The sequence below is a fragment of the Alteromonas sp. ABH4_453 genome (assembly GCF_056160665.1).
This window is the reverse complement of record NZ_JBSWXP010000006.1, coordinates 146,374-172,544: the sequence shown is the minus strand read 5'-3', so window position 1 is coordinate 172,544 and position 26,171 is coordinate 146,374. Positions and strand designations below refer to the sequence as shown.

Genomic DNA, 26,171 nt, shown 5'->3' with positions numbered 1-26,171 from the left:
CCCTACGCGCTCGTTGTGTTATTCGCCGTATTTGCAGTACTGAGTGCACGCTTGTCTAAATAGCCGCTGTAGCGAGTAACGACCAAGGCTGCGACAGAAATAAGTGCACCAATCCATGCGGTATCTGATAACTGCATACCGTCGACAATTGCACCGCCCAGAATTGAACCCACTGCTATGCCAATGTTAAATGCCGCAATGTTTAAACCTGAGGCTACATCAACAGCATTTGGGGTAAACTTCTCTGCTAATTGAACAACGTACACCTGAAGTCCTGGGACATTGCCAAAAGCAAAGGCGCCCCACACTAAAACGGTGATCACTGCGGCAACTTTACTGCCCATGGTAAACGTCAGGGCAAACAAGATGACTGCAAGGGCTGAAAAGATGATAGTTAACGCGCGGATTGGGCCTTTTTTGTCAGCAAGCTTGCCGCCATAAATATTGCCTACCGCGACAGATACACCGTAAACCAGCATAATTAAGCTGATGGCTGAGGGCGCAAACCCCGCCTCTTCCTGCAATATAGGAGCGAGATAGGTGAATGCCGTAAATGTGCCGCCATAGCCCAATATCGTCATTAGATACACTAATACCAGACGAGGCTGAACCAACACCTTCATTTGTTCACTCAAGGTGGCCGGTTTACTTTGTTTAAGATTGTTCGGTACCAGCAACGCACTGCCTATTAGCGCAAGCGTGCCAAGTGCAGAAACCACAAGGAAAGTTGCTCTCCAACCGAAGTTTTGACCAATCCAGGTGCCTAAAGGTACGCCAGTAACCAAGGCGACGGTTAAGCCCGTAAACATAATGGCAATAGCACTGGCTTCTTTTTCTTTCGCCACTAGCCCTGTAGCAATAGTTGACCCTATGGAAAAGAACACACCGTGCGCTAAGCCTGTCAAAATGCGAGCTAAAATTAAGCTCTCGTAGCTAGGCGCTTGCCAAGCAAGAATATTACCAGCCACAAATAGCGCCATTAAGCTAAGTAGAACATGCTTTCTATTCCACTTTCCCGTAAGGGCGGTAAGAACCGGTGCGCCAACGGCAACACCAACGGCGTACAAGCTTACCAGTAAGCCTGCGCTCGGTAACGTAACGCCAAGATCGGTAGCAATGGTGGGGACAAGCCCCACTATTACGAACTCTGTTGTGCCAATAGCAAACGCACTTAACGTTAACGCAAATAATGCAATAGGCATTTCAATTATCCTCAAAAAGTAATTAACGAGGTGGCTTGATTAACAACGCCACCATTGGCTTCTAGAACGAATAACTACACCGTTTTTTGAAAGCCATTAATAAAGTGCGTACAGTTTGACGATAAATTTATTTGCAAAAAACAGCACTAATGACAAAATACTTTTGCGATATTTGAAAATATAAGGTGTGCGATGCCAGTCTCATCAAAAACTGAAGATTTAGAAGCGTTCCTAACCGTTGTGGATACAGGTAGTTTTTCCAGTGCTGCCAATCTACTCAATCAGCAGGTTGCAAAAGTTAGTAGAGCGGTTACCCGTCTTGAAGATGGCTTAGATGTAACCCTATTGAATCGCACTACCAGACGGTTGGAACTAACAGAAGAAGGTGAGCTTTTCCTGCAATATGCCAGAGACGGGCTAAATATATTAGAAAAAGGTGAAGAAGCATTACGACTATTAAAGCGCGCCCCTTCCGGAAAACTTCGGGTCGATGCTGCGAGCCCGTTTGTATTCCACCAGCTAGCGCCGTTAGTGGGTGAATTTCGAGAAGCATTTCCTGACATAACACTCGATATCACCAGTCACGACAGCATTATCGACCTGCTAGAACATAAAACCGATATCGCAATACGTATTGGTGATTTAAGCGACTCTAACTTGCACGCTAGACGTTTAGGAAAAAGTAAGCTGCATATTGTGGCGAGCCCACAGTATCTTGAAAAATATCCTATATCTGAAGGTGAGGATGGAATTAGCACGCTAAACAAACACAAACTGATTGGCTTTAGCGACTCACCAAGTCTAAATAAATGGCCGCTCAAGCAAGATATTAACTTGCAGTACAGTCTTCGTGCGTCAAGCGGCGAAACTATTCGCCAGCTGTGCTTGGCAGGTCAAGGTATCGCGTTACTTTCTCACTTTATGGTACACAAAGATATCAGTGCAGGCTCGCTGGTAGAGCTATTTCGCGACGATATCGTCAGTCCAAACCGCAGAGAGCCGGTACAAGCGGTATACTATAAAAATAGTGCAGTATCGTCTCGTATCTCTGCGTTTTTAGATTTTATACAGCCTCGACTAACTCTTTAACTTACCTTTATTTCGCGTGGCCTTTACCTAATATCTTTTTAAGTGTGCTTTGAGGAAGGCCATTTACTATTAGCGCGGCTATCATCAATATTGCACCGGCCATAACCATAGGCAGTAGCGTTTCTTTAAGCAATATCACAGAGCTTACATAGCCCACTATCGGCGTAAGTGTACTAATAAGCACGATTTTATCTGGGGGTAATTTAGGCCCCGCCGCTACCATGAGTCCAAAACCGAGACCCGTTGCCACTGGACCAATGTACGCCAGCAGTAACCAATCGCTTATATCGTAAGCCCCAAAATTAGGTGTTCGTTCAACTATCAGTGCAATAGCAAGCATGGCGAGACCTGCGATGGTAAACTGCCAGAAGACAGCTTCAATGACGCTTCCCTTCCACTTGTGAAAAGACACTCTTCGAATAGCGACCGCCCACAATGCAGATGCCAGCAACATACCAAAGAGCGGTAGCCATGCGCCCGGTTGTCCCGAAGCAAATAAAATCATTGCACAGCCAATGGTAGATATACCGGTTAGAATTAATCGCTTAGAAGGCGGGCGTTGCCGATACCATAGGGTGTCGATAAGCAGCATCCAAAGCGGTGTGGTGTAAATAAGAATACTGGCCGTGCCGGCAGGAATAAACTGCAGTGAGACAGTAATAAGCCCCATTGATAGGATAAACTGGAAAAAGGCAACGACAAACACCACCGAGCGATCTTTACGATTGAGCACCGGTAAACGTTTTTTGGTGATTAATACAAACAACGCAAGTACGGGAAGACTTAACAAAAAACGTAAGCACACCATCCATACAGGCCCCACAATCTCGAGACCTAACTTCATACCAGGCCAATTAAGTCCTAAGCACAACACCGCAACCAAAAGCATTTTAATACCTTTTGATTGCTCTTTTTCCGCCACCGATGATGAAGACATGCGTTTTAAAAAATCCAATTACACGAACTGCGTTAAGAGAAGTTTCTACCGCCCGGTAAGCTGAATGTAGGCGGAGAATTTTAAGGGCGCAAATATAAGTGAATTAGCAAGGGATTAAAACCTTCCTGACCGTGTAAATACGCCAATTTATCGACCAAATGGTCAACTTTTTAAAACCTTGTGGAAACTTTGCTATACGGGTGGTTAATCACTGATAAACACTTTGACTTACAGGTACAATGCAACAGACAGCAGCTTCCGCTCCCCTCTTTCTATTTTGCTTACGCTGTGCATGTACTTATCTGGCCGAAAAAAGTAAATGCGGTTAAAGAGATTAAAGATGACTTTCTCTGCCCAAAATTGACCGCCGCGCTTCGGCTTTTTTAGTACTACATTAAATTTAAAGTAACGCCCGCTGCCCATAGGGTCATTATGCTCTAACACGCTATGACCCTCTTTATAGGTAACCACATTTATAGCAAATCGTTTTGATGAGATTAAAGCCTTGTTGAGCACTTTAGCCATGCTATTTCTACCTTGGTTAATTGGGACGTGTTCTAATTTAAACACGCACGGCTATGGTCTGGAAGCGTATGCTGAGTTCAGATAATGCTTTGATATACGCGAAACGTATATGCCTAGGATTACAAACACTAGGCTAAGGTGGGATTTGTCCACTTCATGATTTTAGCGTTTTCTTTTTGTGCGCTGTTTCCATTACTCTTGTCATGCCCGTCATTATCACTTTTTACGGTGTAATAGTTTTTGCGGGTTTCTATATGCTCAAACCCGGAGCTCTCATACAGCGCAATAGCAGTATCATTACTTTCACGCACTTCTAGCCACATTTCACGCATTGCATTATTCACCGATGTCTCAATGACAAAATCAACTAAAGCGCGACCTATACCCTTGCCTCTAGCGCCACTGTCTACCGCAATATCCATCAGCGTAGCTTCATCAACGACTTCAAGCATAATGGCATAGCCAACAATCTTGTCATTATCAAAGGCAAACACCCCGTAATAGGGTTTGGTGAAACAGTCTGCGAAGGTACTTAGTTTCCAAGGCGACACTTGTGCCTCTTGATGGATAGCATGCGCAAGTTCAATGTGCTCGTTAAAGCCTTGTGGCGGTACGATTGTTAACTTCATCGACGCGACTACTGGCCATTAGCAGAGTGGATTAATGCGCGTGCTGCGCTGATAAGCTGCGCCCACAGCTCCCTTTTTTGCACAGTTGTGAGTTTTAGCGGTGTGGCTGGCAATATAATGGCCGTTTCGGTTACCGATAGCGTACGGCCAATCATTATGGTGCTAGCCCACTGTGACGGTATACCCAACTGAACACAGGCTAGCTGTAAGTCTTTTAGCCATTGCTGTGATTTTGCTTTCTGTTCGGCACTTAACGGAATACCTTCAGGCGATACTGCCCCTTTTGCTTCAGCTTGCGCAACTTCTGATTTATTCGCGACATTTTTCTCAGTTGCCCCATTTAATGGCACATGACGAGTGGGCGTTTTGGCTGCGACAGCATCTTTAGGCTTAGGTTTGTCTTTTGCATTACTGCCTACATTTGCCCTTAATTGGGCAAGGCGTGACTGCTTTTCTTCTTGAGAGATTGGCGTTGAAGGTGGCTTATTGGTTTGAGCGTTTTGGCTGAAGGGTAATTGTGTCGATGAACTACTACCAGTGCCGACGTTGCGTTGTACTGCATTAGTATTGTTTTTTTTCGCTTGGTCTTCCAGCTTTAGCTCAGTGTAGGCTTCTTTGGTGATCCAAACCGGGATCCCCATTTCTTGTAAAACCGCCTGCTGATATGAAGTAAGAGACATTGCGCAAAAACACCTAACGTGGATAGTTCATAGTATTTGTTTAGTTTACTAAAGTTGCAGGCTTGGTTGAATAACTATCGCGTTCTTTTGCTCGGATTGCACCTGCTGTTTAATGCTCAAGCGTTAATTCATAAGGGTTGATTCTTAAGCATTATTCGCAAATTTATAATGCCTAGCGCTTGGTATAAGAGGAAATAAAACAGCTGCAGCAAATTAAGCTCTAGCAAAAGAAACCAATAGGCTTTAAGAAGAATTTAACAAAGAAACGATTTAGGATTTGAACGCAAACGTTCACAAGAAGAGAAAGTGGCAGGGGTGGAGGGACTCGAACCCCCAACCATCGGTTTTGGAGACCGCTGTTCTACCAATTCGAACTACACCCCTAGCGCGCTGTGCATTATACGGATGACATTAAAAAGGTAAAGCCTTTTTATCACTACCATACACTGCATGCTCAATTAACACGCAATGCGCTGTTTTTTCAATCGAATAACACCAAATAGGCTTTATCTATCACCTGTGTTTTGTCTTATTGCCCGCTTTTAAACTGACTTCTATACAGCGTCACTTTTAAATACGGAGCAGTTTATGACAATTAAACTTTATTGGCGTTAAGCGCAGCAAACCACAGATCATTAGTAATAGCGACAATCTCGGTGTGCAGATCAAATTTCGCTATCGCCTCTTGCTCATCGATATTCATTAGCTTGGTGTAATGCTTAACGAGCTCTCTACTTTCATTGATTTCAAGTTTATTGATAAGGCAGCAACTTGCTAAATCGAAGTAGCGGTTTCCCATGGCAGCATATTCCCAATCAATAATTTTGAGTGAGTTATCTGCGCTCAGTAATAAGTGATTAGTTAACAAGTCATTATGACATAACACATAGTCGTCATCGTCTTGTTCACTTTTTATTACTTGTTTTTGCAATGATTGGGCTTTTAAATAAAGTTCACTGCTCATATCGAGCTGTGCAACATCAATATAATGCTGCCATCTTGATGCTAAATCTAATGACCTAGCGGTAATGGGCAAAGAATGAATACGAGCGAGGGTGTTGGCCAGCTCAAGCATTGAAAGCGTCGCACTGTCGCTGTGCTCTAGCCACTGCTCAACCCAGATGGTTTCATCATCGCTTAACCATATAGGTTGCGGCGCTACTCCCAACCTATAAAGCTGTTGCTGCAAAGCAAATTGGTGCGCACGATTAACCCCACTAAAGTCATCATCGCCCATCCATTTCACCGCTAAGTCGACAGAGTTACAATCCGACTTTGGTTGCCCACTACTTTGGAGGTTATTTGCGATCAAGGGTAACTGACTATCCGCGAGCTCTTGAACGCGGTAAACGTGATTTACCGCTCCAGCAGGGTGTGACGAAATTTTCGCACTGTCGCTAAGATTAAGCGCCTTTTGCAGCGTGGCGATGATATCCAACCTGTTCACCTTGTTTTTTATATTGTACTAGCCACTGGTAATACCCAAATACCGCAAAACCAACGTAGCCTAAGAACAGGCAAGCAGATAATGCATAACCCACTTGCAGGTATAAATAGGCGGACGCTAAATTGATGAAAAACCAGTAAACCCAGTTTTGCAGAATTTTATGCGCCACCATAAATGTTGTGACTACACTCAATAAATTAATGCTCGCATCTAATAGTAGGTACTCACTATTGAACTGTGAGCCTGCCACCTCAGAAAGAACCCAAGCGAGCAATAACATACTCGGAACAATGAGCAAATGAGCCCACAGCGGCCAATGAAGCACTGGCTTAACATCGCCGTCTTCCGACCCTTTCGACCACTGATAATAACCGTATCCCGCCATTATCATGTAAAAGAAATTAAGCGCAGACTGAAATGGCAACGTCACCTGCCAAAATAGCCAGGTATAAATTGCGGTACTCACAAAGGCGCACAGCCAACACCAGCTGTTCTGTTTTGCGGCTAACAGCACATAAGCAATAGCGAGGACAACCGCTACCCACTCTAACAGTGAAGTAGCGGTAATTTGAGAAGTGAACTCAGAAAAGAAGTTAGCCATTATGATTATTTTCTAGATTGCATGGCATCAAAATTTAAAAACTTAGCAACGAAAATAGCCTGCCCTACTTCTTCATGGGTTCTTTGCATTTCTTCACCAAGTACTTTCATAACCACACCATAGTCACCTGTAACCTGCGTGCTGGTTGAACTTGTCGAAACCATGATATCACTGTAGCTATTTAACCTATCAATGAAATCTTGAATAGGTGGAATATATTCGTTAACCAATGGGTACAACGACAGTTCAACCATAACTTGCATGTCTGTTTCCTTTTATTTTAAAACGCGTACTTTACCGTAACGCCAAACTGACGACCGTTACCTATTTGGTAATATGGCTCTTCAAAGGCGTATTCATCGCGAGGGTCATTGCTGAAACCACCAAACCCTCGCGTGTAATACTCGCGGTCAAATGCATTTTGAACCCACAGTGAGGTCTGCCAATCACCGTGTAACACCACAACCTCCGAATTAACCAGTGTTGTACTTGGCGCGGTTACATCATGGCCATCAGAGAAACGGTATTCGCTTTTGTAATCTACATCTACACGCCAAAGCATGCTATCTGTAAGTGCGTACTCACTATACAGGTTTGCGGTCCACTTAGGTGATTGAGCCTGTCTTTGCTCAGACACTTCAGTGCCGTCTGCTAGTGTATACCCTTCAAAAGTAGCGCTTAGGTAACCAACGCTTGTATCTAGCTGCCAATTATCAGTAGCAAACCAACTAAGCTCCAGCTCGGCCCCTTTGTTTGTTCCTAAATCAGCATTATCGATAATATCTACGAACCCTGCCGTGCCGTCATCACGGGTGATAACGTCAAAATCACTTACCTGGGTATCTTTTCTATCCATGTAGAAAATTGCAGCGCGGGCAATTAGGTCTGGTGTAAATAAGGGGCCCTTTACGCCTACTTCGTAGTTCCAGTTGTATTCCTCATCGAAGAATCGCTGATTGTCATTCACGCGGCTATCTGGGTTAAAGCCTGCACCTTTATAGCCACGCGAGATGCTGCCGTAATAGAAGTGCTCGCCTTGTGTATACTGAAGCGCTAATTTCCCGCCGACCATAGTGGTATCAAAGGCCCGTGTAAGCTGATTATTATCGGCATAATCAAAGTCATAGTTTTCGACTCTTAAACCGGCTACTAACTTTAAATTGTCATTCAAACGGCTTTCAGTCTGAGCATAGATAGCGGTAGTTGTTGGGGTATACTCACTGGCAAAGTCACTATCAAGATACGTGTATTGACGTAGGAGCTTTTCTTCCGTGTTTTTATAAAATACGCCTATTGTCCAGTCGGTCATACCATCAAAAAGTGCAGCACTGTCAGACGACACAAAACGCAACTCACCGGTTTGAGTTTCAACATCGCGGTAGTACGCATCAAACGATGTGTAACCCCATGGGTGAAAGCCAGTAAAAGTCCAATCTTCATCGTAGCCATAAGCAATATTGTGAGAAGCATGGGTGGCAATTAGAATAAAGTCGCCCGCTGCTGTATTGGTTGTAGAGCGCGCGCTTACAGCGTGGGTTTGATGCTCGTCAAAGCCTGGCTCGTCAGACAGGGTTTTGTTGTCATTGTCTAACGAGAATGCATCGTAACCGTTATCAATGTCATACCAGCGATAAGTAAGTGCAAGCGTGGTTCTTTCGTCTACACTGCCCTCTACAGCGAAGCGCAATGCAGTTTCATCGATATTATTAGTGTCGCTTCTACCTAAAAACGTATTTTCTACAAAACCATCGCTACGGTCATGCACCAGTGCAACGCGATATCCCCAATCAGAATTAATATCGTCGCCAGTGGCACCTTCAATACGGTAACTATCTTTATTGCCAATGCGGGCCTCAACGTAATCTGGCGCGTCGCTTCCTACATTGTTACTGGTAAGCTTTACCGCTCCAGCCAGGGCACCCGTACCATAGAGCGTAGCTTGAGGCCCGCGATAAACTTCTAGTTGTTTGGTATCAAAAATAAGACCTGCTGCGGCAAGACCAGAAAAATCGAATTCATCGACAATAAAGCTCACAGAAGGATTAATAGGCTCGGCAAACTGGCTACGCTCACCAATACCACGTATTTGTATGAAGCGGCCACGAGATGCGCCTGCAGCGAAGTTCACATTTGGAATACTGTTTAACACGCTGTCTATATGGCTAGGCTGCCTACTGCTAAGACGTGCTTGGTCTAAAATAGTCGCACTAGCACTTAGCTGGTCGAGTGTGGTTTGACGAAAATCACCTGTTACAACGACGCGTTCAATATCAGTTGGCGTGCTATTTGAAATGCTGTTTTCTTTGCTTTCTTGTGCATAAGATGCAACAGAACACGCAAGTAGTGAAAGAGTGAAAAGTGTTTTATACATGGGATCTCTTATTCTTATTTAAGAAAAAAGATCCGGGTCTAACGGCAGGTGATAAGGCTATATTGTGAACCATCCCTACGCCGGTATTATCCGGATCAGGTTTAAGGGTTCCCACGAATGTGGATCTCAGACCGAAAACGGACACCCCTTGGTATAGTGTTGCGTAGCTAAAACTAGCAAACTCAACAACTGCGACGGAGTCTACCAGTTCGATACACGCCGTCAAGCAGATAACACATTAAGCTAAGGTCATAAATTTTATATGATATAAGGCGTTGAAAGCTGAGGGCTATTCAGCGTCAATATTCATATTTAGGCGACGTACTTCATCGTCAGTTTGAGCCTTTAACCCTTCCAAGGTTTTGCCGTGTGCCGTTGGTTGACGGGTATCTGGGTCAACCTTTACAAAAACGATATCGTCTGCAAAACAAATAGTTTTCTTGGTGGCTTTGTTACGAACTAAGCAGCTTACGGTAATAGACGTGCGACCCACAGCCTTAGTTTTTAGGCCAAATTCTACGATATCTCCCTGCATAGCCGGTGATTCAAAACTAATTTCACCAATATGCTTAGTTACCAAGCAATTAGTTTCTAACTGACAAATAGCCCAAATTGCAGCTTCTTCGTCTATCCATTCTAACGCGCGGCCACCGAACAAAGAATTGGCGTAATTAAGGTCGTTTGGCATAACTAGACGCCTAGAAAGAAAGCGCATTCGAATTCCTCATAATAAATCGCTACTATAGCATTAGATTATACCGAAAAAACTGATTCATGGCGCTAACTCAATTACGCGAATGGCTATTAGCCCCTTATTGTGAAGATGGCTCAAACGTCACTCCGCCGCTTCACCGAAAAATACTTATTGTCTCTGGCGGAAATGCTTTCTGTAATGCCGCACTTTGCTGCATACACTCGCTCGCGGATGACATTTCATCTATGAGCATTGCAAGTTTTACTGGCAACACGCTGAAAGGAAAAAAGCGCAAACAGGTACTAGGTTGCGAATACGACACGGCTATCTTGGACTGCCGCGATACTTTCAAGCCAGGAGATATGATGGCTGTAGCAGGTACTGTTAAACGCCAAGGCTGTTTAGTACTTGTGTGCCCAGATTTCAGAGAGTGGGTCGAAAATGTTTCTGTGCCGTTTATTTCAGAAGGTTTTACGCTTGCTCGCAGCCGTTACCTCGCCCGCTTTATTGAACGCCTTCGGAATAACGAGTATGTAGCCTTTCATACAGAAACTGAAACAATTCTGCCTGATGTAGAAAGGTATCGCGTAGGGCAAACACCTAAGCAACACGCTTTTAAAAGTGCGCGGTTTAAAACGCAAGAACAACAAGATGCCTATGAAAGTTTGTATCAAGCATTCTCAGTAAACCAATTAAATGCTCTCGTCACTGCTCCAAGGGGACGGGGCAAATCCTCTCTATTAGGTATATTCATCGATCGCTTGATCAGCGAAGGAAAAAACGTGTTGCTTACTAGCGAGCAAGTGAGTAACGTTGCTAACCTAATGTCGCGTGTCAATAATCACAAGGCTTCGATATCCCCCCCGCTTTTGTCATCTTATGGCTTCTCTGATGACAAAGAACCAACGCCAATTAATCACAAAATAACACCTCTAGGTTCGGTTAAATGGGTCCCCCCAGACAGTGAGCTTCTTTATAGCAGCAGTCCTTCTTCCTCTTCTTATTGCAATAACAATGGTTGCAGTAAGAATGCCCCTTTCGATCTTGTTGTGGTTGATGAGGCAGCGTCCTTACCATTGCCTGTTTTAGCACGTATGTTGGCCCATAACCCACAGTGGGTATTAAGTACTACGCTTCAAGGTTACGAAGGCTCAGGAAATGGTTTCATTCACAAACTCATTCCTAACTTACCTAACACTGTTGAGCACCTAAGTTTGTCAACGCCGCTGCGTTGGTTTGATAACGATCCTGTTGAGAGGTTCTTAAATCACACCTGTTTGTTTGAAGAATATTCCAAGAAAGATACCCCGTGCCTCTTCGCCTCTGAAAACCGAGCTAAAAATAACATCGCACTTTTAGAACAAGAAGACAGTGAGTTGTTGATGAAGGTCTGTAGTTTCAATATTTGTTCATTTGAAAATATGGCTGAACACATGCTTCAACAAGTGATGTCACTTCTTGCGCTTGCACATTACCAAACAACGCCTGACGACTTCATGCGTTTATTAGACAGCCCAGACGTGCTTGTTGCCACACTTAAAACAGAAAGGTTGGTGCTTGCTGCGGCAATAATCAATATTGAGGGAGGCAACAGCTTGGGCGCTTTATCTTGTGAGATTGCATCGGGGCGTCGCCGTCCACAGGGTCACCTAGGTGCACAGCGGTTAACATTACTGTCGGCAGACCCTAAAGCCGCAACGTTTAATTACTGGAGAATTAACCGTATAGCAGTACAGCCGAGGCTCCAAGCCAGAGGGATTGGTAGCTACCTTGTTCAAAAATTGATTGAAATAACTCATGATAAAGCCATTGATGCTTTGTGCACGTCGTACGGGACAACAGCTAAACTCGACAAGTTTTGGTCTAACCAGGGTTTTCAAATTGTTGATTATGGGAGAAAACCAAACAAAGCCAGTGGAGAAACCAGTGCTTTAGCTATCTTACCGAAAACCTCTAGTGCAAAAGCTATGGTTACGAGGCTTATCGCGTTGAAAACTAGCCTCAACAGTGCCGCAAAGCTAGATGAACTTCCCCACTCTGTTCTTTCAACCTATGTAAACAAGCTTATTCACTTTACTCTAGGAACACGCCCACTAGACGATGTGTGGCCCATCTTAAAAAAGTTAGCTTGCGAAATAGAACCGATGAGCAACAAGAATGACCATAAGTCGCGTCAAAAAAGCGGAGGACAGAAATACAGTGACTTGGCTTTAGAGCAGGAAGAATCGCTTACTGTACTCAACCAGTTAGTAAACATTATAGACTCACAGGATTACTTGAAAGCGCTTTTTACAAGTTCTGATAGAGAAATAGGGTGTATTAAGGCGTTATTAAAAGATCACGATATAAAAGTAAATGGATTGAAAGAGGTCACATCCTTAATTAGAACGACTGTCCAACCCGCTTTCGATTCAATAAATTAATTTAAATAACGCTATTCAAAAAGATTTGAATACTTCTATTGTTCGTTGAAAAACGAATTTATATTTTTATTGCTTCACCTTTGGAGTAAACAAACCTTAGCTAAAGACAAAAAAAGCCTCCCGAAGGAGGCTTTTGAGCTAAAACCGAATATTAAATGTTAATACCACGGTTTTTAGCTTTTTCCTTGATGTAAGGTTCCCACGCAGCCGCGTTACGGCGTAGTGAGCGATCTTTCTTAGCTTCCTGTACATGCTTGTACGCAGACTTGAAGTTACCCGCATAGAAATTCGCTTCCATTAATGTGAAGTGAATCTTCGCCGGGTCTTCGGCACCACGCTCTAGAGCATTTTCAAGAGCTTTGATAGCACCCTTATAGTCTTCAGCTACAAGTAAAAGTGTACCTTGCTTACGATAATGCTCAGGGTCTGAACTCTTAGCTGCAGCTTGTGCATACAAGTTTGCCGCTGTTTTGAAGTTCTTGGCCTGATGATATGCATTAGCAATGTTAGCTAACATATCCGCATCGTTTTTAAGCAAACCTTCTTTTGAGTGCTTTTCAAGCAACTTAGCCGCCTTGTAAGGCATACCGTTGCTTTGATAAAGCTGAGCAAGCGTTTTGATTTCTGACTCTTTTTCTAGATAACCTTGCATGTAAGCAAGCTCTAGCGTTGAAAGACCTTTCTTATAGTCTTCAACTAAGATGTAGAAAAAGCCTAGACGCGACCACCAAGTCTTTTCCTGAGGGAAAGTTCTAACAAGATCTTCCGCCACAGCAACAGTCTCAGGGTACATCTTACGCTCGTAGTAAGACGTTAGCTTAAGTACATACGGGTTTTTATTTGGCTCTTCATACAAAGCAATTGCTTTATCTGCTGGCTCTACCATCTTAGCTAGTTGCTTAGATTCGAAATAAGCCTGTGCCAAACGCGTATAAACGTCAGCGTCTTCCTTACACGTGAAGTCCATCCACTCGTTGTACCATTTGATGGCATCAGTGTACTTCTCTTCCTGCATGCTCAAATCACCTAACAATTTAAGTGTTTGAGAATGTTCAAGGTCGTTAAGTACTTTTGGTTCAACTGATTCAACCAAATACCCTAACGCTTTAACACCTTGACCTTCTTGCGCAGCAAGTAAGTTACCAATAAAACGCTTAACATAAGCTTTATCAAAATCGTCTGAAGGGTCGATTTCATAAAGAACATTCAGTGCTTCATTGACTTGGTCTGCACCATAAAACTCATAAGCTTTTTGAACTTTCTTACCGGTACGCTCACCTACTAGCGTTGTTTTACCCTTCTCATAGCCAGGGCAAACAACAGGTGCTGACTGCGCTAGAGCAGCGGGTGCTGAAAGCACCGCACCTGCGCCTAGCACTAAAGCAACGGCTGACATTTTGAATGTACGTTTCATCATGATCATTGCTCCAGTTTAAAGTCTAGCTGTACGAACATGCCAGGTTGTTTAACCGGCTTGCCATCAACGATCTTAGGCTTGTATTTCCACTTACGTAGAGCACGACGTGCTTCACGGTCGAATACGCGCTTAGGTTCAGCTTCAATAACTTCGATATCTTCAACACCACCAACTTCGTTGATAGTGAAAGACAGTCTTACCCAACCTTCACGGCCATCGCGGGCTGCATCAGGTGGATATTTCGGGTCGATACGAACGATAGGTGTAGCTTCACCGTCACGTTGCATTGCACCAACACCACCGATGTTTACACCAACACCACCTGTGTCGATAGCTGGAATAGCTAAGCTAAAGCCATCTGCATCAGGTTCCGCTGTTTCCGGCTCTACTTGCTCCATTTTAGGAGGCTGTGGAGGCGGTGGCGGCGGTGGTGGTGGAACACGAGTACGCGTTTGCGTCTGGTCGTCTGGTTCCTGCATTACAATATCGATAACCGGTGCAGGCGGTACTTCGTCTGCTGGTCTAGATGAATTTTCAATCAACTTGGCCATTAGAACGAAAAGGGCAAATGCAACCGCAGCACCTAATACAATAGATACAAGTATACGTAACATCTTATCCCCTTGCCGCTACCGAGACTCGGTTAACGCCAGCGGCTTTAACCTGATCCATAATTTCAACTACTAAACCATGCTTTGCTTTTACATCAGCTTGGATGATTACGTAGTCAGTTGGCTGCTCGGTTAGCAGTCTCTCAATATTCGCTCTTACGCTGTCCGGCGCTACTTCACGCTTATCTAGCCATACATTTCCGTCTTCCGTTACGGCGATGAAAATGTTTGCATTTTTGTGAAGAATCGCCTGGCTCGCATCTGGCTTGTTGACTTCGATCCCTGCTTCTTTAACGAAAACAGTGGTAACGATAAAGAAGATCAGCATGATAAACACGATGTCCAACATGGGCGTCATGTCGATCTGTGCATCTTCTTCCTCGGTTCTGACTTTTCGAGCCATAATCTCTCTCTCTAATGATGTGGCAGGCTATCAACTAGCCCTTCTCTTGCCAGCTTCACTTTCGCTTCAAGACGTGAACTGATGAACAGTCCAGATAGCGCGGCTACCATTCCCGCCATTGTCGGGATAGTCGCCATAGAGATACCAGCCGCCATTAGACGTGCGTTGCTGGTGCCCTGTGTTGCCATTGTCTCGAAAACACTGATCATACCGGTTACTGTTCCAAGTAGACCGATTAGTGGACACATTGCAATAATGGTTCTGATAATCAGCATTCTAGCGTTTAGATCGTCTGACGCTTGAGAAATCCACGCGTCACGGATTCTATGCGCATACCATGATGTGGTATCTGCTCGGGCATCCCAATTCGCGATGATGTTTTTCTTCACCTTTGGGAAGACCGAGGTTAAATACCAGTAACGCTCAATCATTAAAACCCACATGAGAAAGAGCGCGGCAGCAACGAAGTAAAGTACGTCACCGCCGGTAGCGATAAAGTCCCTGACCGATTCGAATAATCCAATCAGGTAATTCATATTACGCTTTCTCCGACTCTGAGTGAGCAGCTACGATACCCGCAGTTTGCTCATCAAGAATGTGGATGATTGACTTGCTACGAGAAGCTACGATGCTGTGAGTAAGGATTAGAGGCAGAGCCGCGATAATACCTTGAGCAGTAGTTACAAGAGCCATTGAGATACTTCCTGCCATCATACGTGGGTCACCAGTACCGAATAGTGTGATAGTTTGGAACGTCTCGATCATACCTAGTACTGTACCTAGTAGACCTAGTAGAGGAGCAATCGCTGCGAAAATCTTGATTACGTTGATGCCGCTTTCAATTTTAGGAAGCTCGCGAAGAATCGCTTCATCAAGTTTAAGTTCAAGGTTTTCTGCATCAGCCGTTTTGTTCTCTTGGTAAACTTTAAGAATACGACCTAGAGGGTTACCTTCAGATGGGCTGTTCACATTTTTAAGCTGTGAACGCATTTTACCACCAGTAATGGTAAGCGTGATCATCTTATAAAGACCAATTAGTAGACCAACAGCTAGCATTAGCGTAATTGTGTAACCTACTGGACCACCCGCGTGATAACGCTCAGACATTGTCGCTTTTTGCTTCAATAGACCAAGGATACCGCCTTGAGAAGGGTCAGCGTAGAAAGGTGTGAAACCTGAAGTCGCGTCGATTAGATCTTCAGCAGACGCTACGAAGTGACCGTCTGGTTGACGACCTAGAGGCTGAACAACTTCAGACTCAGCATCGTATGCTAGGTAACCTTCTTCACCAACAAGGTTGAAAGTACCAATACGAACAACTTCTTGCTGTGAAGAACCGCCGTCTAGGTTAACTACTTCAGTAGTAAACTTAACAACTTCACCACCTTCAGTCATTTCTTTTTGAAGTGCAAACCATAGGTCTTCTAGTTCTTTAATGTTAGGAAGACCTTTAGAGTCTTCTGACATTTCCGCTAGAAACTGGCTACGGCCAGGGAACTGTGCACTAACGATTGATGTAGAGATACGACCGTAAGCTTCAGAAGATGCTTGACGTACCACACCGAACATCTCACCAAGCGTACCAGTAGCTTGGTCAAGCTCAGCGGCTTTTTCGTTAAGTGTTACTTCGTTATCTGAGAATTGCTTCTGTAGACGATCGCCACGGTCTTGCTCAGCTTTAAGGTTCGCTTGAGCTTTGCGTAGAAGCGCTTGCTTGTCAGCACGTGCTGATTGGAACTCAGCTTCACGCTTTTTGTCTAGACGAGCTTCAGAAACACGGTTCTGTTGAACCTGGTCTAAAAGATCTTTCAGGCTCTTTGCTTCCTGAGCTTGCGCTCCGGTTGCCGCAACTGCAACTGTCGCAGCGGCTAAAAGAGATTTGAATACTGGTTTCATTAACAATTACTCCGCTGCGCTAATTGGTAGTTTAACAAGAGCCGCAGGAATGGTGCCGTTAGCCATTTTTACTGCGTCAATAGTTGAAGAAAGGTACTCATCACCTAGCTTCTCCCAAGTGCGGCTTTCATTGTTCCAAACCCATGCGTGCGTTTGGTCAAGAGAAAGAGCTAGTAAAGCTGTACGACCTAGGTTAAAGAAGTCAACAGTTACTTCAGTACCCGCATCATCGATAGTACCTTGGTAAGAATTGATCTTAGTACCGTACTCAACTTCTACTAGGTAAGCTTCTAGTACCTGACGGAACTGCTCAGAAACAGTAACGTTAGAGTTAGCCATCAGGTCACGAAGACGCTCAACGCGCTGTAGACGCTCTTCCAAACGAATTGGACGGTCTAGCTTGATGAACTGCTCTAGGCTGTCAATCATGCGGAACATAAGAGGAACAATGCCCTGCTTAGTTTGTTCGATGCTGTCGATTTGACGCTGTAGAGAGTCGATTCCACGCTGCTGGTCTGCAACTAGGCTAGCGATGTAATCGTTGTAGATTTTAAGGTTTTCTGTCTCATCTACTGTTTGACGATACTCAACAAGTAGTTCTTGAGACTGTTCAAACAACGTGTTGATTTTTTCTTGAGATTTCGCTGCAGCCGCGTGGATTTTCGCTTCTTCTTTATGAAGATCTTCAAGCGTATCTGCAGAGACTGCACTACCTGTTAGTGCGAATGCACCCATAACAGTAGAAGCAATAAGAGTTCTCTTGCTCATTTTGGACATAGTTCCCAACCAAATTTCTTATTTGAATCCTCGCCGATAAGGAAAATATTCGGGCAAGGGGCGTATAAAACTTTCACAATTTTGTTTCAGGAATGTAGCACTGACGTCAATGTTCAGTACTACGAACGTAGTATACTCACACGGATTGTTACGTTTAGTCAAGTAACACACTATTTACACCTAACAGATTTAGGTTTAACTGCTCATTTTCCGCCCAGTTGGGTTGAATGTGCATTCAAAATCATTCTGCATTAACCTGGACACATCTTAATCGTTTAACATTTATCCTAAATTAAACGTTTAAATGCATAAAACTGAAGGTGAAATGCAAACGCGTGCAGTAAAATTCACTGCAATAGCTCAAAAGCATCAAGACTATTACAATATTGCTTAGCTTGTTATCTCAACAATTAACTTTTTTGAAGATGACGTTGGCCTTAATCAAATCTAAAGTGTAAAAAAATAATCGTGTAATTTAACATTGGCTTGCTATACACAATTTGTTATTTATACCGCACCTATACATAACAAGAATGATTAAACTATGATCGCACCTGCATATAGCTACACTATTGATGACAAACCTGTTTGGGTATTCGACAATTTATGCTCTCTTGAAGAAGCAACTGGTATATTTAAAGGTTTAGAAATTAGCGCATTCAAACATACTGAAATCGCGCGTCCCGATACTGCGCAATACAAGCATTGGGCAGTAGAGCTTAATGATACACAAGTGCGAGGATTAGCAGTTTATCAACTTGCTATTAAGGAAATATTCAATACCACCGGTAAGCACTACAAAGCATATCGAGGCTATGTTAATTATGCGTCCTATGGGGATATGCTTTTTACACATACTGACTGTTTGCCTGAATCAGATGAACTTACGGTATTGGTTTACCTGTGCCCTGAATGGGATATAGAGTGGGGTGGCGAAACACTTTTTTACAACAGTAAAGATGATTGCGTTTTCGCCTGCACACCTAAGCCTGGAAGGACTGTGGTATTTCATGGAGCAATCAAACATGTAGGTAGACCACCAAACCGTATTTGCTACATGCCTCGATATACACTTGCTTTTAAATTAGAACCAGCCTAAAAGGCTATATCAACCAAGATGTGGCACAATATCGAAAGCCACCGTCAATCGCTGCTCATCAGATAAAATTGGATTTGTGCCGTGCCACATATATGAGGGGAATAAAGTAATACTTCCCTCTTGTGGCTTAATTGCAAAATCTTCTTGTATATCGACGCCGGTAATATCTGGCCGTCCGAAAACCAACCAGCCGTTCCCGTTTGTTTTAACTTCGGCGGGCACATCTACGTAAAGCACGCCACTTAACCATCCCTCAGAATGATAGTGAGATTTATGAAACCCTTTCTGTCGTAACCTAACTGACCAACTGCCTATAAAATCGATATCTTGGCTTAGTCGAGATAAGAATGGATGTTTCTTCTCATTGCTGAGCGTTGATAAAAATGATTTCACCCTTTCTTCAATAGCGGTTTTTAGCTCTTTAATAACTGGGTGCGTTGAATCGAAAAGGTTTTCAAATGTCTGGGAGCCATTGCGAAGGGATTGCCCTATAGGGTGCCGTTCGTCATTATGAAGTGTATTTAGATGCTTTCTAAGAAGGTTAATAAATTTTCTGTTCATACCTTCATTTTCAAGCAACGATGCTACGCTTAAAAACCTTTCATAATCGCACAAGTGACTATATTTAGCTTCATCGCCATTGGCTTTGTACGCTGTAGATAGTAATGTCCAATACCCCTGATTAAGCGGAGCGATTCGGCACACTAACTCAAGTGTCTTTATCGCTTCTTTGTACCTTTTAAGACTCAGTAATGAATAACTTTTCTCAACGAGTAAAGGGAGCGTCTCTAAAGTGGGTTTAGACGCTTTAGCACTAACGGTTGCAAGCGCTTTTTCGAATTCCCCAAGCTCTCTTAACGCGTTTGACAAATTCGCCGTTATAGCGATTTGATAAGCCGGTAGCTTGGCTTCAAAAAGCTTTTCTAGCCATAATTTAGCTTGATTGAATTCTTCTGCCCTGATCATCAATTCTGTATATGCCAAAATTAAATCAGGGTTGTTAATCGATAAGTTTTTTTCTAAAAGAGCAAAAGGTGCTTCAAGGTTTTGAACCCAGGCTAAATGAGCATATTCTTTGTGCAAACTTACGCTTTCCGGAAAGACCTTAATCCCCTCTTTATAGGTAGCAAAGGCCTCATTTAATGCTCCGTTAAGCGCAAAGACTGCCGCTAGATTCTGAAAAAGTTCTGAAGTTGGATTTCCCGTCGACAGTGCTTTTTGGTAGAGCGATATTGCTTCATCAAGCTGGCTATTTTTGCGTTTTATATTTCCTAAATTGTTTAGCGCTTTTATATTTTGTGGCTCGCTGGATAATAATTGCTTTAAATAACGCTCAGCCTCGCCGTCACGTTGACTCTCCACAAGTACTGATGCCATTAACAGTAACACTGTGTTTTTATTTGGCTGCTTTGCCAACAGCTGATGACAATGACTTTCAGCTTCGCTATAGCGCTTAGCAGCATACAAAGCTCTCGCTAAATTATACTTGTAATCAAACGCGTTAGGCTTGATTTTTAACGCTTTTGAAAACCATAAGACAGCTTTATCGCTTTGCATTTTGTCTAGAAACACATTTCCATAGCTATTCATTAGGTCAGTAGATTTAGGAAACAGCTTTAATCCTTTTTCAAAGACTTTAACCGCTTCATCAAGCCGACCTATTTTTCTTAACGCACTGCCATGTAATTGTGAGACAACGGGGTCAACACGAGTTAACACCCCATTTTTTTTCACCATATTAATGACAAAAAGGAAATCACCTCTGTTGAAAGCATTAATAAGATTTGGAATAACTATATTTGGGTGGGACTGCATTATTCGTATAACCTTCTATCCAATGAAGCAAGTGCCCCATAATGCGCTGACCATTCGCCATACTCAGATATAAAGTGGGCAACTTCCTCTCGCTCTTTAAGAGTTAAATGCGGATTCCATATATCTAGAATTAATACTGCTCTGGACGTTTCGTTTTGATTTTCTGCACTATGCTGGTAGCTATCGTCAAACAAAATAGCTTTTTTACCCTCACTCCAATGCACTCTTTTATCAGCAACGTGTAAATACGAACTATCGTTAACTATCAGTGGTATATGCAACGTCCACTTAATATTAGATATGCCGAAATGAGGTGGAATTTTTGTACGTGGCTGTAGCACAGATATCACTACTTCTGGCGCGTGTACCGGACAGTGCGCCAGAATTGGCGATTTGAGTAGCGCCTTTATTTCTTCAGGAAGGCTATCTCCATTTTCGGTAAACTTACCGCCTTTTATAAGATGTAGCGAATTCCATTTTTGCGCTAACTGTGCCCATTCCTCGGTATCTGGCACCTCGCCGATATCATGAATATACTTTTCGTTAGCGTGTGATAAACGAGAAATAAATACATCTTTGTATGCACTCAGCGAATCTATAAATGCTTCAAGTCCTTCCACCTCATTTACATCCGAAAAGGGAGCGGAAGGGAGGCTTGGAACAAATAGAAAGCTGGGAGATTGGAAGGCCTTATCGAATTTCTTTTGTTCGGCGCCACAAAACATCGAAATCGCGCGCTTAATTCTCTCACTCGAGCCAATCGGCTGTGTTTTTCCAAATAAGTCACGCCGGGCTAAATTAGCCGCGTTATGAATATGTGTGGCTTGAGATTTAGAAAGTAATACGTTCGATGCTGGCGACAAATACTCAGGCCAAAGCGAATAAACTTCACTGTAAAGAAAAAGGGCATCGTTATAGTCGCCCACATTTATTGCGGCAGTGATGCGCGCGAGTGTTTCTTCAAAGCTGTTATTATTGTTTTTTTTAGTCATACAAATATGGGAAGCGTTTTGCTTCCCATATTAAACTAACATTCGATGTATTTACAGGTCACCGCCGCCAGTTTCTGTTCCACGCTGCATACGCAGCCAGCCATCGCGACCGGCTTCACGCATTTGCTCTCGTTCTTCTACTGAGTAACAAACGCGTTGCATGCGGTTTGAACCTATCTTTTTCTCCATTTTGCAGACCATACCGTCGTCTTCTGCATTGGTATCAGCTTTCGCATATTGAGAGCTTTGATTACTGGTTGAACCACATGCACCTAGTGTTAGAGCAAGGCTTGATGCAAGAATTATTTTTGTTACTTTTTTCATCCGTGTTATCCCTTAGTATAAGTACCGTAAACTACACTACCATAAATGGTTGTACATTCTCTAATCCATTTTGTAACTAACCATTTATTTTCTGAAACAGTTGGCGTACCGGCATGGTAGCTATTTAACAATAACTTACCGTGTTCATCTGTGTTAGAAAAAACAACCATATTTCCGCTTGTTGGCGCTATGCTAATACCAAGCTTTGGAAAAAGAGTTTTCCCTCCCTCGTTGACCGTATTTAAGTACACAAGCGCGGTTTTAATGCGCTGTTTGCCATCTTTAAACATTAGCGCATCGTTTTTTTCGTTTAATCCGTCATAGTGAGGTTTGTACTGCTGGCCCGGCTCATACCTCAACATATTCAATGCCTCACCATTACATCTTGGTGTGTTCGTTACCTGTGATATTAATTTGTCTAGCTTGCGGGTAATCCAGTCGCAATGGTTAGGTGCTATTATCGCTACATAACTTGTTCTAACACTATCAATCCTACCCTCTCCCGTTAAAGGATCTACAATCATTGAAGGTTGCAGCAGTCCGCTAAACTTCGTAATCAGATAGTGACATTCGTATTCAGATAGTATGCCTTCGTAAACTTCAATAGGCAGGGAGTTATCTAGCACTTTTGAAGGTTTATGTTCTCTATGTAGTGATTCGGATATTTCTTTAATGGCTTCTCGTTCAACACCCTCGTCAATAATATCTTGTATCGACGAAACCAAATTAAGCTGTTTACTTATATTCGGTGCTAGGTGACACACTTTGTCCGCAACGTAAGAAAATGTAGCGTTTTTTACCGATAGATAAGATAGGGCAACTAAGTAAGCCTCAATGACACCTTTGTTACCAAGTGTAAGTAGCGTCTTAGCGACTTCACTGATACTCGTTGTCACTTCACCAAAATAGCCAATCTGCAATTTGTGGAACTGAACGACGGGATTGTCTGCACAAGCTACACCATTTAAGAACTCCACCGATTCTGCTGGGTTCTCCCCTGACTTGAAATAGGCATAGTCTAAAGCTGCATTAAGATCTCCCAAGTTACCTGCTTGCTTGAGCCATCGCATAGCCTCAACGGTTTCGCCTGACGAGTGGGCCTCGTTAGCATTTTTGATACACTGCTCTATATTCATTTACTGTCGTCCACATAACAAAAAAGCCTCCGAAGAGGCTTTTTTAAATTCTATCTACAACTTCAATTAGAAGTTAAGGTTTACTCGTGAGTAGAAGAATTGTCCAGGGATTTCATACATAGACGGGTCAAAGCTGTTAGCAAACGTCGAGTAAGAAACTTCTGGGTCAGTATCAAACAGGTTGTTTACACCAACAGTGATACGTAGGTTATCGTTAACCGCGTAACCTAGTGATACATCATGATAAGCCATATCTTCAAGCTCGTTGAAGCTATCGCCACCAATCTCTTCACTTGGATCGCTACATAGTTCTTGGTCAAGTGAATCGCTGATTGAACACTCTTCCGTCGTGTGACCGATGAAGCGAACTAGCCAGTTAGCTGTCCAGTCGTCGTATGCCCAAGTAACTGCTAAGTTGGTACGTAGACGTGGAACAACGTCACGGTCGCCCGCAAGACCGGCATCGTTAAACTCAGTAGATGTATTTGTTACTGGGTCGATTACGATAGTAGTACGCTCGTCAACATAAGTACCATCCCAGTTGATGCGGAAATCACCGTACTCAGTTTCAAAGTTATACGCCACGTTGTAATCGAAACCAGAAGTAGTTTGACCACCAAGGTTTGTTGCGCCGTTGAATAGGTCAACAACGTTACCACCAGCACCACGTGTTATTAGTGAACAAAGGTTAACACCTGTTTCAGCACACGCGTTAAGGATAGTTTGCGCACCTACAGTAGAAACCGCGTTATCAACTTCGATATCAAAGATATCAAACGTGATTGATAGACCTTCAACCGCTTCAGGAGAGTATACGAAACCGTATGTGAAGCTCTCTGCTTCTTCAGCTTTAAGGTTCGCGTTACCACCGATAGTAGTACGGATTTGCGTGTTAGGTTGCGAATAAGTAGCAGGGATGCCTGCACAGCCTGGAAGGTCAGGGTTACCAGCAGCGCCACCATTACATGGGTCTGTCAATGGAGAGAAGCTATCGCTGTTACCACGGAACAATTCTTGTAGTGAAGGAGCACGGAACGCTTCAGACCAAGTACCACGTACTAATAGGTCTTCGTTGATGCGCCACTTGATACCCACCTTAGAGTTAGTTGTGTCACCGAAGTTGCTGTAGTCAGAGTAACGAGTAGCAAGTTCTAGATCCAACTGTTCTACGCCAGGCATATCTGAAAGTAGTGGAACTGCAAGTTCTAGATAAACTTCTTCTACACTGAACGCACCAGCGGTAGGCTGACGCGCATTACCTGAAGTGATACCCGCAGCGATAATTGCATCTGGCTGGTCATAACCTTCCTGCCAACGCTTCTCGTAACCTGATGCGAACGCTAGGTAACCAGCTGGAAGCTCAATAAGCTCACCAGAGATGTTTGCAGAGTAGCTTTCTAACGTAGTGCTTTGCTCGTCCTGCGCAGTGAACGTGATGTAATCAAGCATTTCTTGCGTGATTGTACCTTCACCGATGTCTGTTGAACCACCGAATAGGTTTAGCGGAGTACACTCGCCCGTGCAGTTAGCTGGGTCGCCGATAGCTTGTGCTACGCGGTTCATGTTTAGAAGACCATCAGTCAACTGGTTCTGAGTGATGTCAGCGTATGTGTAGTTTGCATCCCAGAAGAACTCTCTGTCAGCAAATTCAATTACACCTTCGAAGCCACCGTTAAACTGGAACTGGTCAACGTTTTGTTTGAAGCTACGGAAGCCCGCTTCCATCATACGACGACCGAATAAGAACATTTCGCGTGCATTTGGATCTGCATCTAGTACTGATTGGTCTGTCGTAACGTCAAAATCGTAAGGGCTGAAAGGATTATTAGCTGATAATGTGAAGCCAGTATCACCAAACGCAGTACCGATAAATAGCGGAGTAGGCGCAAGAGCCTGCTCTGATTTACGGTTACCGTAGAAGCCCGTTACGTTAACAGATAAGTTGTCTGTAAGCTCATAACGTGCCTGAGTATAAATGTTAGTACGTTCTTGCGGCGTAGAAAGGTAGTTAAACGGCGCGAAGTTGAAACGACTTGTTGGTTCAACCCACGGCTCTAGACCGCCGTTACCGTCGCCTTGTTGATTAAAGCTAGTGTCAGCCTGGTCAAAAGTCCAAAAACGACCTTGAGGAGGAGCCGATGAACCACCGAAACCTTCTGGCGTACCAAAAGTTGGTACTGCAGAGATTTCACGGTCGCCCGCTAGTGTAGGCTCTTCTTCCACGTAGCTGATGTTTACGTAAACATTACCTTTGTCGTTAGCGGTACCAAAGCCGATATCCCACTGCTCTTTGTTACCGTCGCCTTCGTCATACTGACCTATATAGCCAGACGCGTGAACGCCTTCGAAATCTTGACGTGTAATGATGTTAACAACACCTGCTACTGCGTCAGAACCGTATACCGCTGATGCACCATCTTTAAGTACTTCGATACGCTCGATGATAGATGCTGGGATATTGTTAAGGTCAACAGAGCCAGTTAGACCTGGAGACCAACGCTTACCGTTAACAAGTACTAGCGTACGGTTTGAACCGATACCACGGATGTTAATAGTCGTTGTACCATTACCACCGTTGTTATTATTGGTGTTGATAGCAGAACCAGCTGCTGGAATAGACTGAAGAACGTCACCAATTGAAGTGATACCGAATTTTTCGATATCAACACGTGACATAACTGTAACTGGGTTTGCACCTTCAATGTCGGTACGACGGATACGAGAACCCGTTACTTCGATTTTTTCTACTGCGTCCGCTGCTTGTTCGGTTTCCTGTGCGTTAACTGCGCCTGTGAAGCCGATAGTTGATGCTGCACCGAATGCGCACGCTAACTTCACTGACTTAGCCAGCTTAGAGTTTGTAAACATGTATTGTCTCCCTGGACCACTAAAACTCTTAGTGTGTGTTTCTTAAATCGTTTATATAACGAATTATTATTAGTAAGGTCGAAGCCTCACTTTGATAATAACCACATCCTAAGCGAACGGTCAACTGAGATCAGACGGGTGTTCCGTAAAAGTTCAATTTTTTTTTCTATTTTTACCTTGTTTCGTAAATATTAACTTACATTTAACATTGAAAGCGCAAAAAACAACCTCCCAG

Annotated in this window: 24 protein-coding genes, 1 tRNA gene and 1 riboswitch; of the genes, 3 read left to right on the top strand and 22 right to left on the bottom strand. The window is 43.6% G+C overall.

Going from position 1 to position 26,171, the window contains the following annotated elements; translation table 11 throughout:
- Positions 1–2 precede the first annotated feature (2 nt).
- The gene (locus ACXAGV_RS13405) at positions 3–1,202 is read right to left on the bottom strand and encodes an MFS transporter (protein ID WP_474873691.1); all 1,200 of its coding nucleotides are present in this window, start codon (positions 1,200–1,202) and stop codon (positions 3–5) included.
- Between the two features lie 192 nt (positions 1,203–1,394).
- On the opposite strand from ACXAGV_RS13405, the gene ACXAGV_RS13400 reads away from it, so the two are divergent.
- Positions 1,395–2,291 carry a LysR family transcriptional regulator gene (locus tag ACXAGV_RS13400; RefSeq protein WP_474873690.1) on the top strand — a complete coding sequence of 299 codons (897 nt, stop codon included), beginning with the start codon at positions 1,395–1,397 and terminating at the stop codon, positions 2,289–2,291.
- A 7-nt stretch (positions 2,292–2,298) separates the two neighbouring features.
- Here ACXAGV_RS13400 and ACXAGV_RS13395 read toward each other — a convergent pair whose 3' ends face one another.
- From ACXAGV_RS13395 to ACXAGV_RS13350, 10 genes are all read right to left on the bottom strand, one after another.
- Positions 2,299–3,228 carry a DMT family transporter gene (locus tag ACXAGV_RS13395; protein ID WP_474873689.1) on the bottom strand — a complete coding sequence of 310 codons (930 nt, stop codon included), beginning with the start codon at positions 3,226–3,228 and terminating at the stop codon, positions 2,299–2,301.
- A 228-nt stretch (positions 3,229–3,456) separates the two neighbouring features.
- Positions 3,457–3,753: a hypothetical protein gene (locus ACXAGV_RS13390; protein ID WP_014948713.1), complete on the bottom strand. Its 297-nt coding sequence runs from the start codon at positions 3,751–3,753 to the stop codon at positions 3,457–3,459.
- Positions 3,754–3,881: 128 nt separating this feature from the next.
- Positions 3,882–4,382: a ribosomal protein S18-alanine N-acetyltransferase gene (rimI, locus tag ACXAGV_RS13385; protein WP_474809190.1), complete on the bottom strand. Its 501-nt coding sequence runs from the start codon at positions 4,380–4,382 to the stop codon at positions 3,882–3,884.
- Positions 4,383–4,390: 8 nt separating this feature from the next.
- Entirely contained in the window at positions 4,391–5,062 is a 672-nt protein-coding gene (locus ACXAGV_RS13380) for an alanine acetyltransferase (protein WP_474873688.1), read from the bottom strand.
- Between the two features lie 307 nt (positions 5,063–5,369).
- A tRNA-Trp gene (locus ACXAGV_RS13375) sits at positions 5,370–5,446 on the bottom strand.
- Between the two features lie 211 nt (positions 5,447–5,657).
- A complete protein-coding gene (locus tag ACXAGV_RS13370; RefSeq protein ID WP_474873687.1) occupies positions 5,658–6,509 on the bottom strand; it encodes a phosphotransferase in 852 nt (283 codons plus the stop codon).
- Positions 6,466–7,110: a nicotinamide riboside transporter PnuC gene (pnuC, locus tag ACXAGV_RS13365; RefSeq protein WP_474873686.1), complete on the bottom strand. Its 645-nt coding sequence runs from the start codon at positions 7,108–7,110 to the stop codon at positions 6,466–6,468. Before pnuC ends, ACXAGV_RS13370 begins: the two co-directional genes overlap by 44 nt.
- A 5-nt stretch (positions 7,111–7,115) precedes the next feature.
- Positions 7,116–7,373 (bottom strand): hypothetical protein, encoded by a 258-nt coding sequence (locus ACXAGV_RS13360; RefSeq protein WP_474873685.1) that lies wholly within the window; start codon positions 7,371–7,373, stop codon positions 7,116–7,118.
- A gap of 17 nt (positions 7,374–7,390) precedes the next feature.
- The gene (locus ACXAGV_RS13355) at positions 7,391–9,481 is read right to left on the bottom strand and encodes a TonB-dependent receptor (protein WP_474873684.1); all 2,091 of its coding nucleotides are present in this window, start codon (positions 9,479–9,481) and stop codon (positions 7,391–7,393) included.
- A 55-nt stretch (positions 9,482–9,536) separates the two neighbouring features.
- Positions 9,537–9,640: riboswitch (TPP riboswitch) on the bottom strand.
- 130 nt (positions 9,641–9,770) lie between these two features.
- Entirely contained in the window at positions 9,771–10,196 is a 426-nt protein-coding gene (locus tag ACXAGV_RS13350; RefSeq protein WP_474873683.1) for an acyl-CoA thioesterase, read from the bottom strand.
- A gap of 59 nt (positions 10,197–10,255) precedes the next feature.
- Here ACXAGV_RS13350 and ACXAGV_RS13345 point away from each other — a divergent pair, with 59 nt between their 5' ends.
- Complete coding sequence (locus ACXAGV_RS13345) at positions 10,256–12,598, top strand: tRNA(Met) cytidine acetyltransferase TmcA domain-containing protein (RefSeq protein ID WP_474873682.1); 2,343 nt, start codon at positions 10,256–10,258, stop codon at positions 12,596–12,598.
- A gap of 151 nt (positions 12,599–12,749) precedes the next feature.
- Here the strand turns inward: ACXAGV_RS13345 and ACXAGV_RS13340 are convergent, their stop codons facing one another.
- Genes ACXAGV_RS13340 through ACXAGV_RS13315 form a run of 6 tightly spaced genes read right to left on the bottom strand, consistent with a single transcriptional unit; the run spans position 12,750 to position 17,693 of the window.
- Positions 12,750–14,015, bottom strand: coding sequence for a tetratricopeptide repeat protein (locus ACXAGV_RS13340; protein WP_474873681.1), 1,266 nt, complete (start codon positions 14,013–14,015; stop codon positions 12,750–12,752).
- Positions 14,016–14,017: 2 nt separating this feature from the next.
- The gene (locus ACXAGV_RS13335) at positions 14,018–14,629 is read right to left on the bottom strand and encodes an energy transducer TonB (protein ID WP_012517738.1); all 612 of its coding nucleotides are present in this window, start codon (positions 14,627–14,629) and stop codon (positions 14,018–14,020) included.
- Position 14,630: 1 nt separating this feature from the next.
- Entirely contained in the window at positions 14,631–15,029 is a 399-nt protein-coding gene (locus tag ACXAGV_RS13330) for an ExbD/TolR family protein (RefSeq protein WP_012517737.1), read from the bottom strand.
- Between the two features lie 11 nt (positions 15,030–15,040).
- Positions 15,041–15,565, bottom strand: coding sequence for a MotA/TolQ/ExbB proton channel family protein (locus ACXAGV_RS13325; protein WP_012517736.1), 525 nt, complete (start codon positions 15,563–15,565; stop codon positions 15,041–15,043).
- A gap of 1 nt (position 15,566) precedes the next feature.
- Positions 15,567–16,925 carry a MotA/TolQ/ExbB proton channel family protein gene (locus ACXAGV_RS13320; protein ID WP_474831370.1) on the bottom strand — a complete coding sequence of 453 codons (1,359 nt, stop codon included), beginning with the start codon at positions 16,923–16,925 and terminating at the stop codon, positions 15,567–15,569.
- Between the two features lie 6 nt (positions 16,926–16,931).
- Positions 16,932–17,693 carry a DUF3450 domain-containing protein gene (locus tag ACXAGV_RS13315; RefSeq protein WP_118489934.1) on the bottom strand — a complete coding sequence of 254 codons (762 nt, stop codon included), beginning with the start codon at positions 17,691–17,693 and terminating at the stop codon, positions 16,932–16,934.
- A 553-nt stretch (positions 17,694–18,246) separates the two neighbouring features.
- Between ACXAGV_RS13315 and ACXAGV_RS13310 the strand changes: the two genes are divergently transcribed.
- On the top strand, positions 18,247–18,801 hold the full coding sequence (locus tag ACXAGV_RS13310; RefSeq protein WP_474873680.1) for a 2OG-Fe(II) oxygenase: 555 nt from the start codon (positions 18,247–18,249) through the stop codon (positions 18,799–18,801).
- 9 nt (positions 18,802–18,810) lie between these two features.
- On the opposite strand, the gene ACXAGV_RS13305 is transcribed toward ACXAGV_RS13310, so the two are convergent.
- From ACXAGV_RS13305 to ACXAGV_RS13285, 5 genes are all read right to left on the bottom strand, one after another.
- A complete protein-coding gene (locus tag ACXAGV_RS13305) occupies positions 18,811–20,616 on the bottom strand; it encodes a tetratricopeptide repeat protein (protein ID WP_474873679.1) in 1,806 nt (601 codons plus the stop codon).
- Positions 20,616–21,608 carry an aspartyl/asparaginyl beta-hydroxylase domain-containing protein gene (locus ACXAGV_RS13300; RefSeq protein ID WP_474873678.1) on the bottom strand — a complete coding sequence of 331 codons (993 nt, stop codon included), beginning with the start codon at positions 21,606–21,608 and terminating at the stop codon, positions 20,616–20,618. Before ACXAGV_RS13300 ends, ACXAGV_RS13305 begins: the two co-directional genes overlap by 1 nt.
- Positions 21,609–21,659: 51 nt before the next feature.
- Positions 21,660–21,932, bottom strand: coding sequence for a hypothetical protein (locus ACXAGV_RS13295; protein ID WP_474835042.1), 273 nt, complete (start codon positions 21,930–21,932; stop codon positions 21,660–21,662).
- 5 nt (positions 21,933–21,937) lie between these two features.
- Entirely contained in the window at positions 21,938–23,068 is a 1,131-nt protein-coding gene (locus ACXAGV_RS13290; protein WP_474873677.1) for a 2OG-Fe(II) oxygenase, read from the bottom strand.
- Between the two features lie 66 nt (positions 23,069–23,134).
- A complete protein-coding gene (locus ACXAGV_RS13285; RefSeq protein ID WP_474873676.1) occupies positions 23,135–25,936 on the bottom strand; it encodes a TonB-dependent receptor domain-containing protein in 2,802 nt (933 codons plus the stop codon).
- Positions 25,937–26,171: the final 235 nt, after the last annotated feature.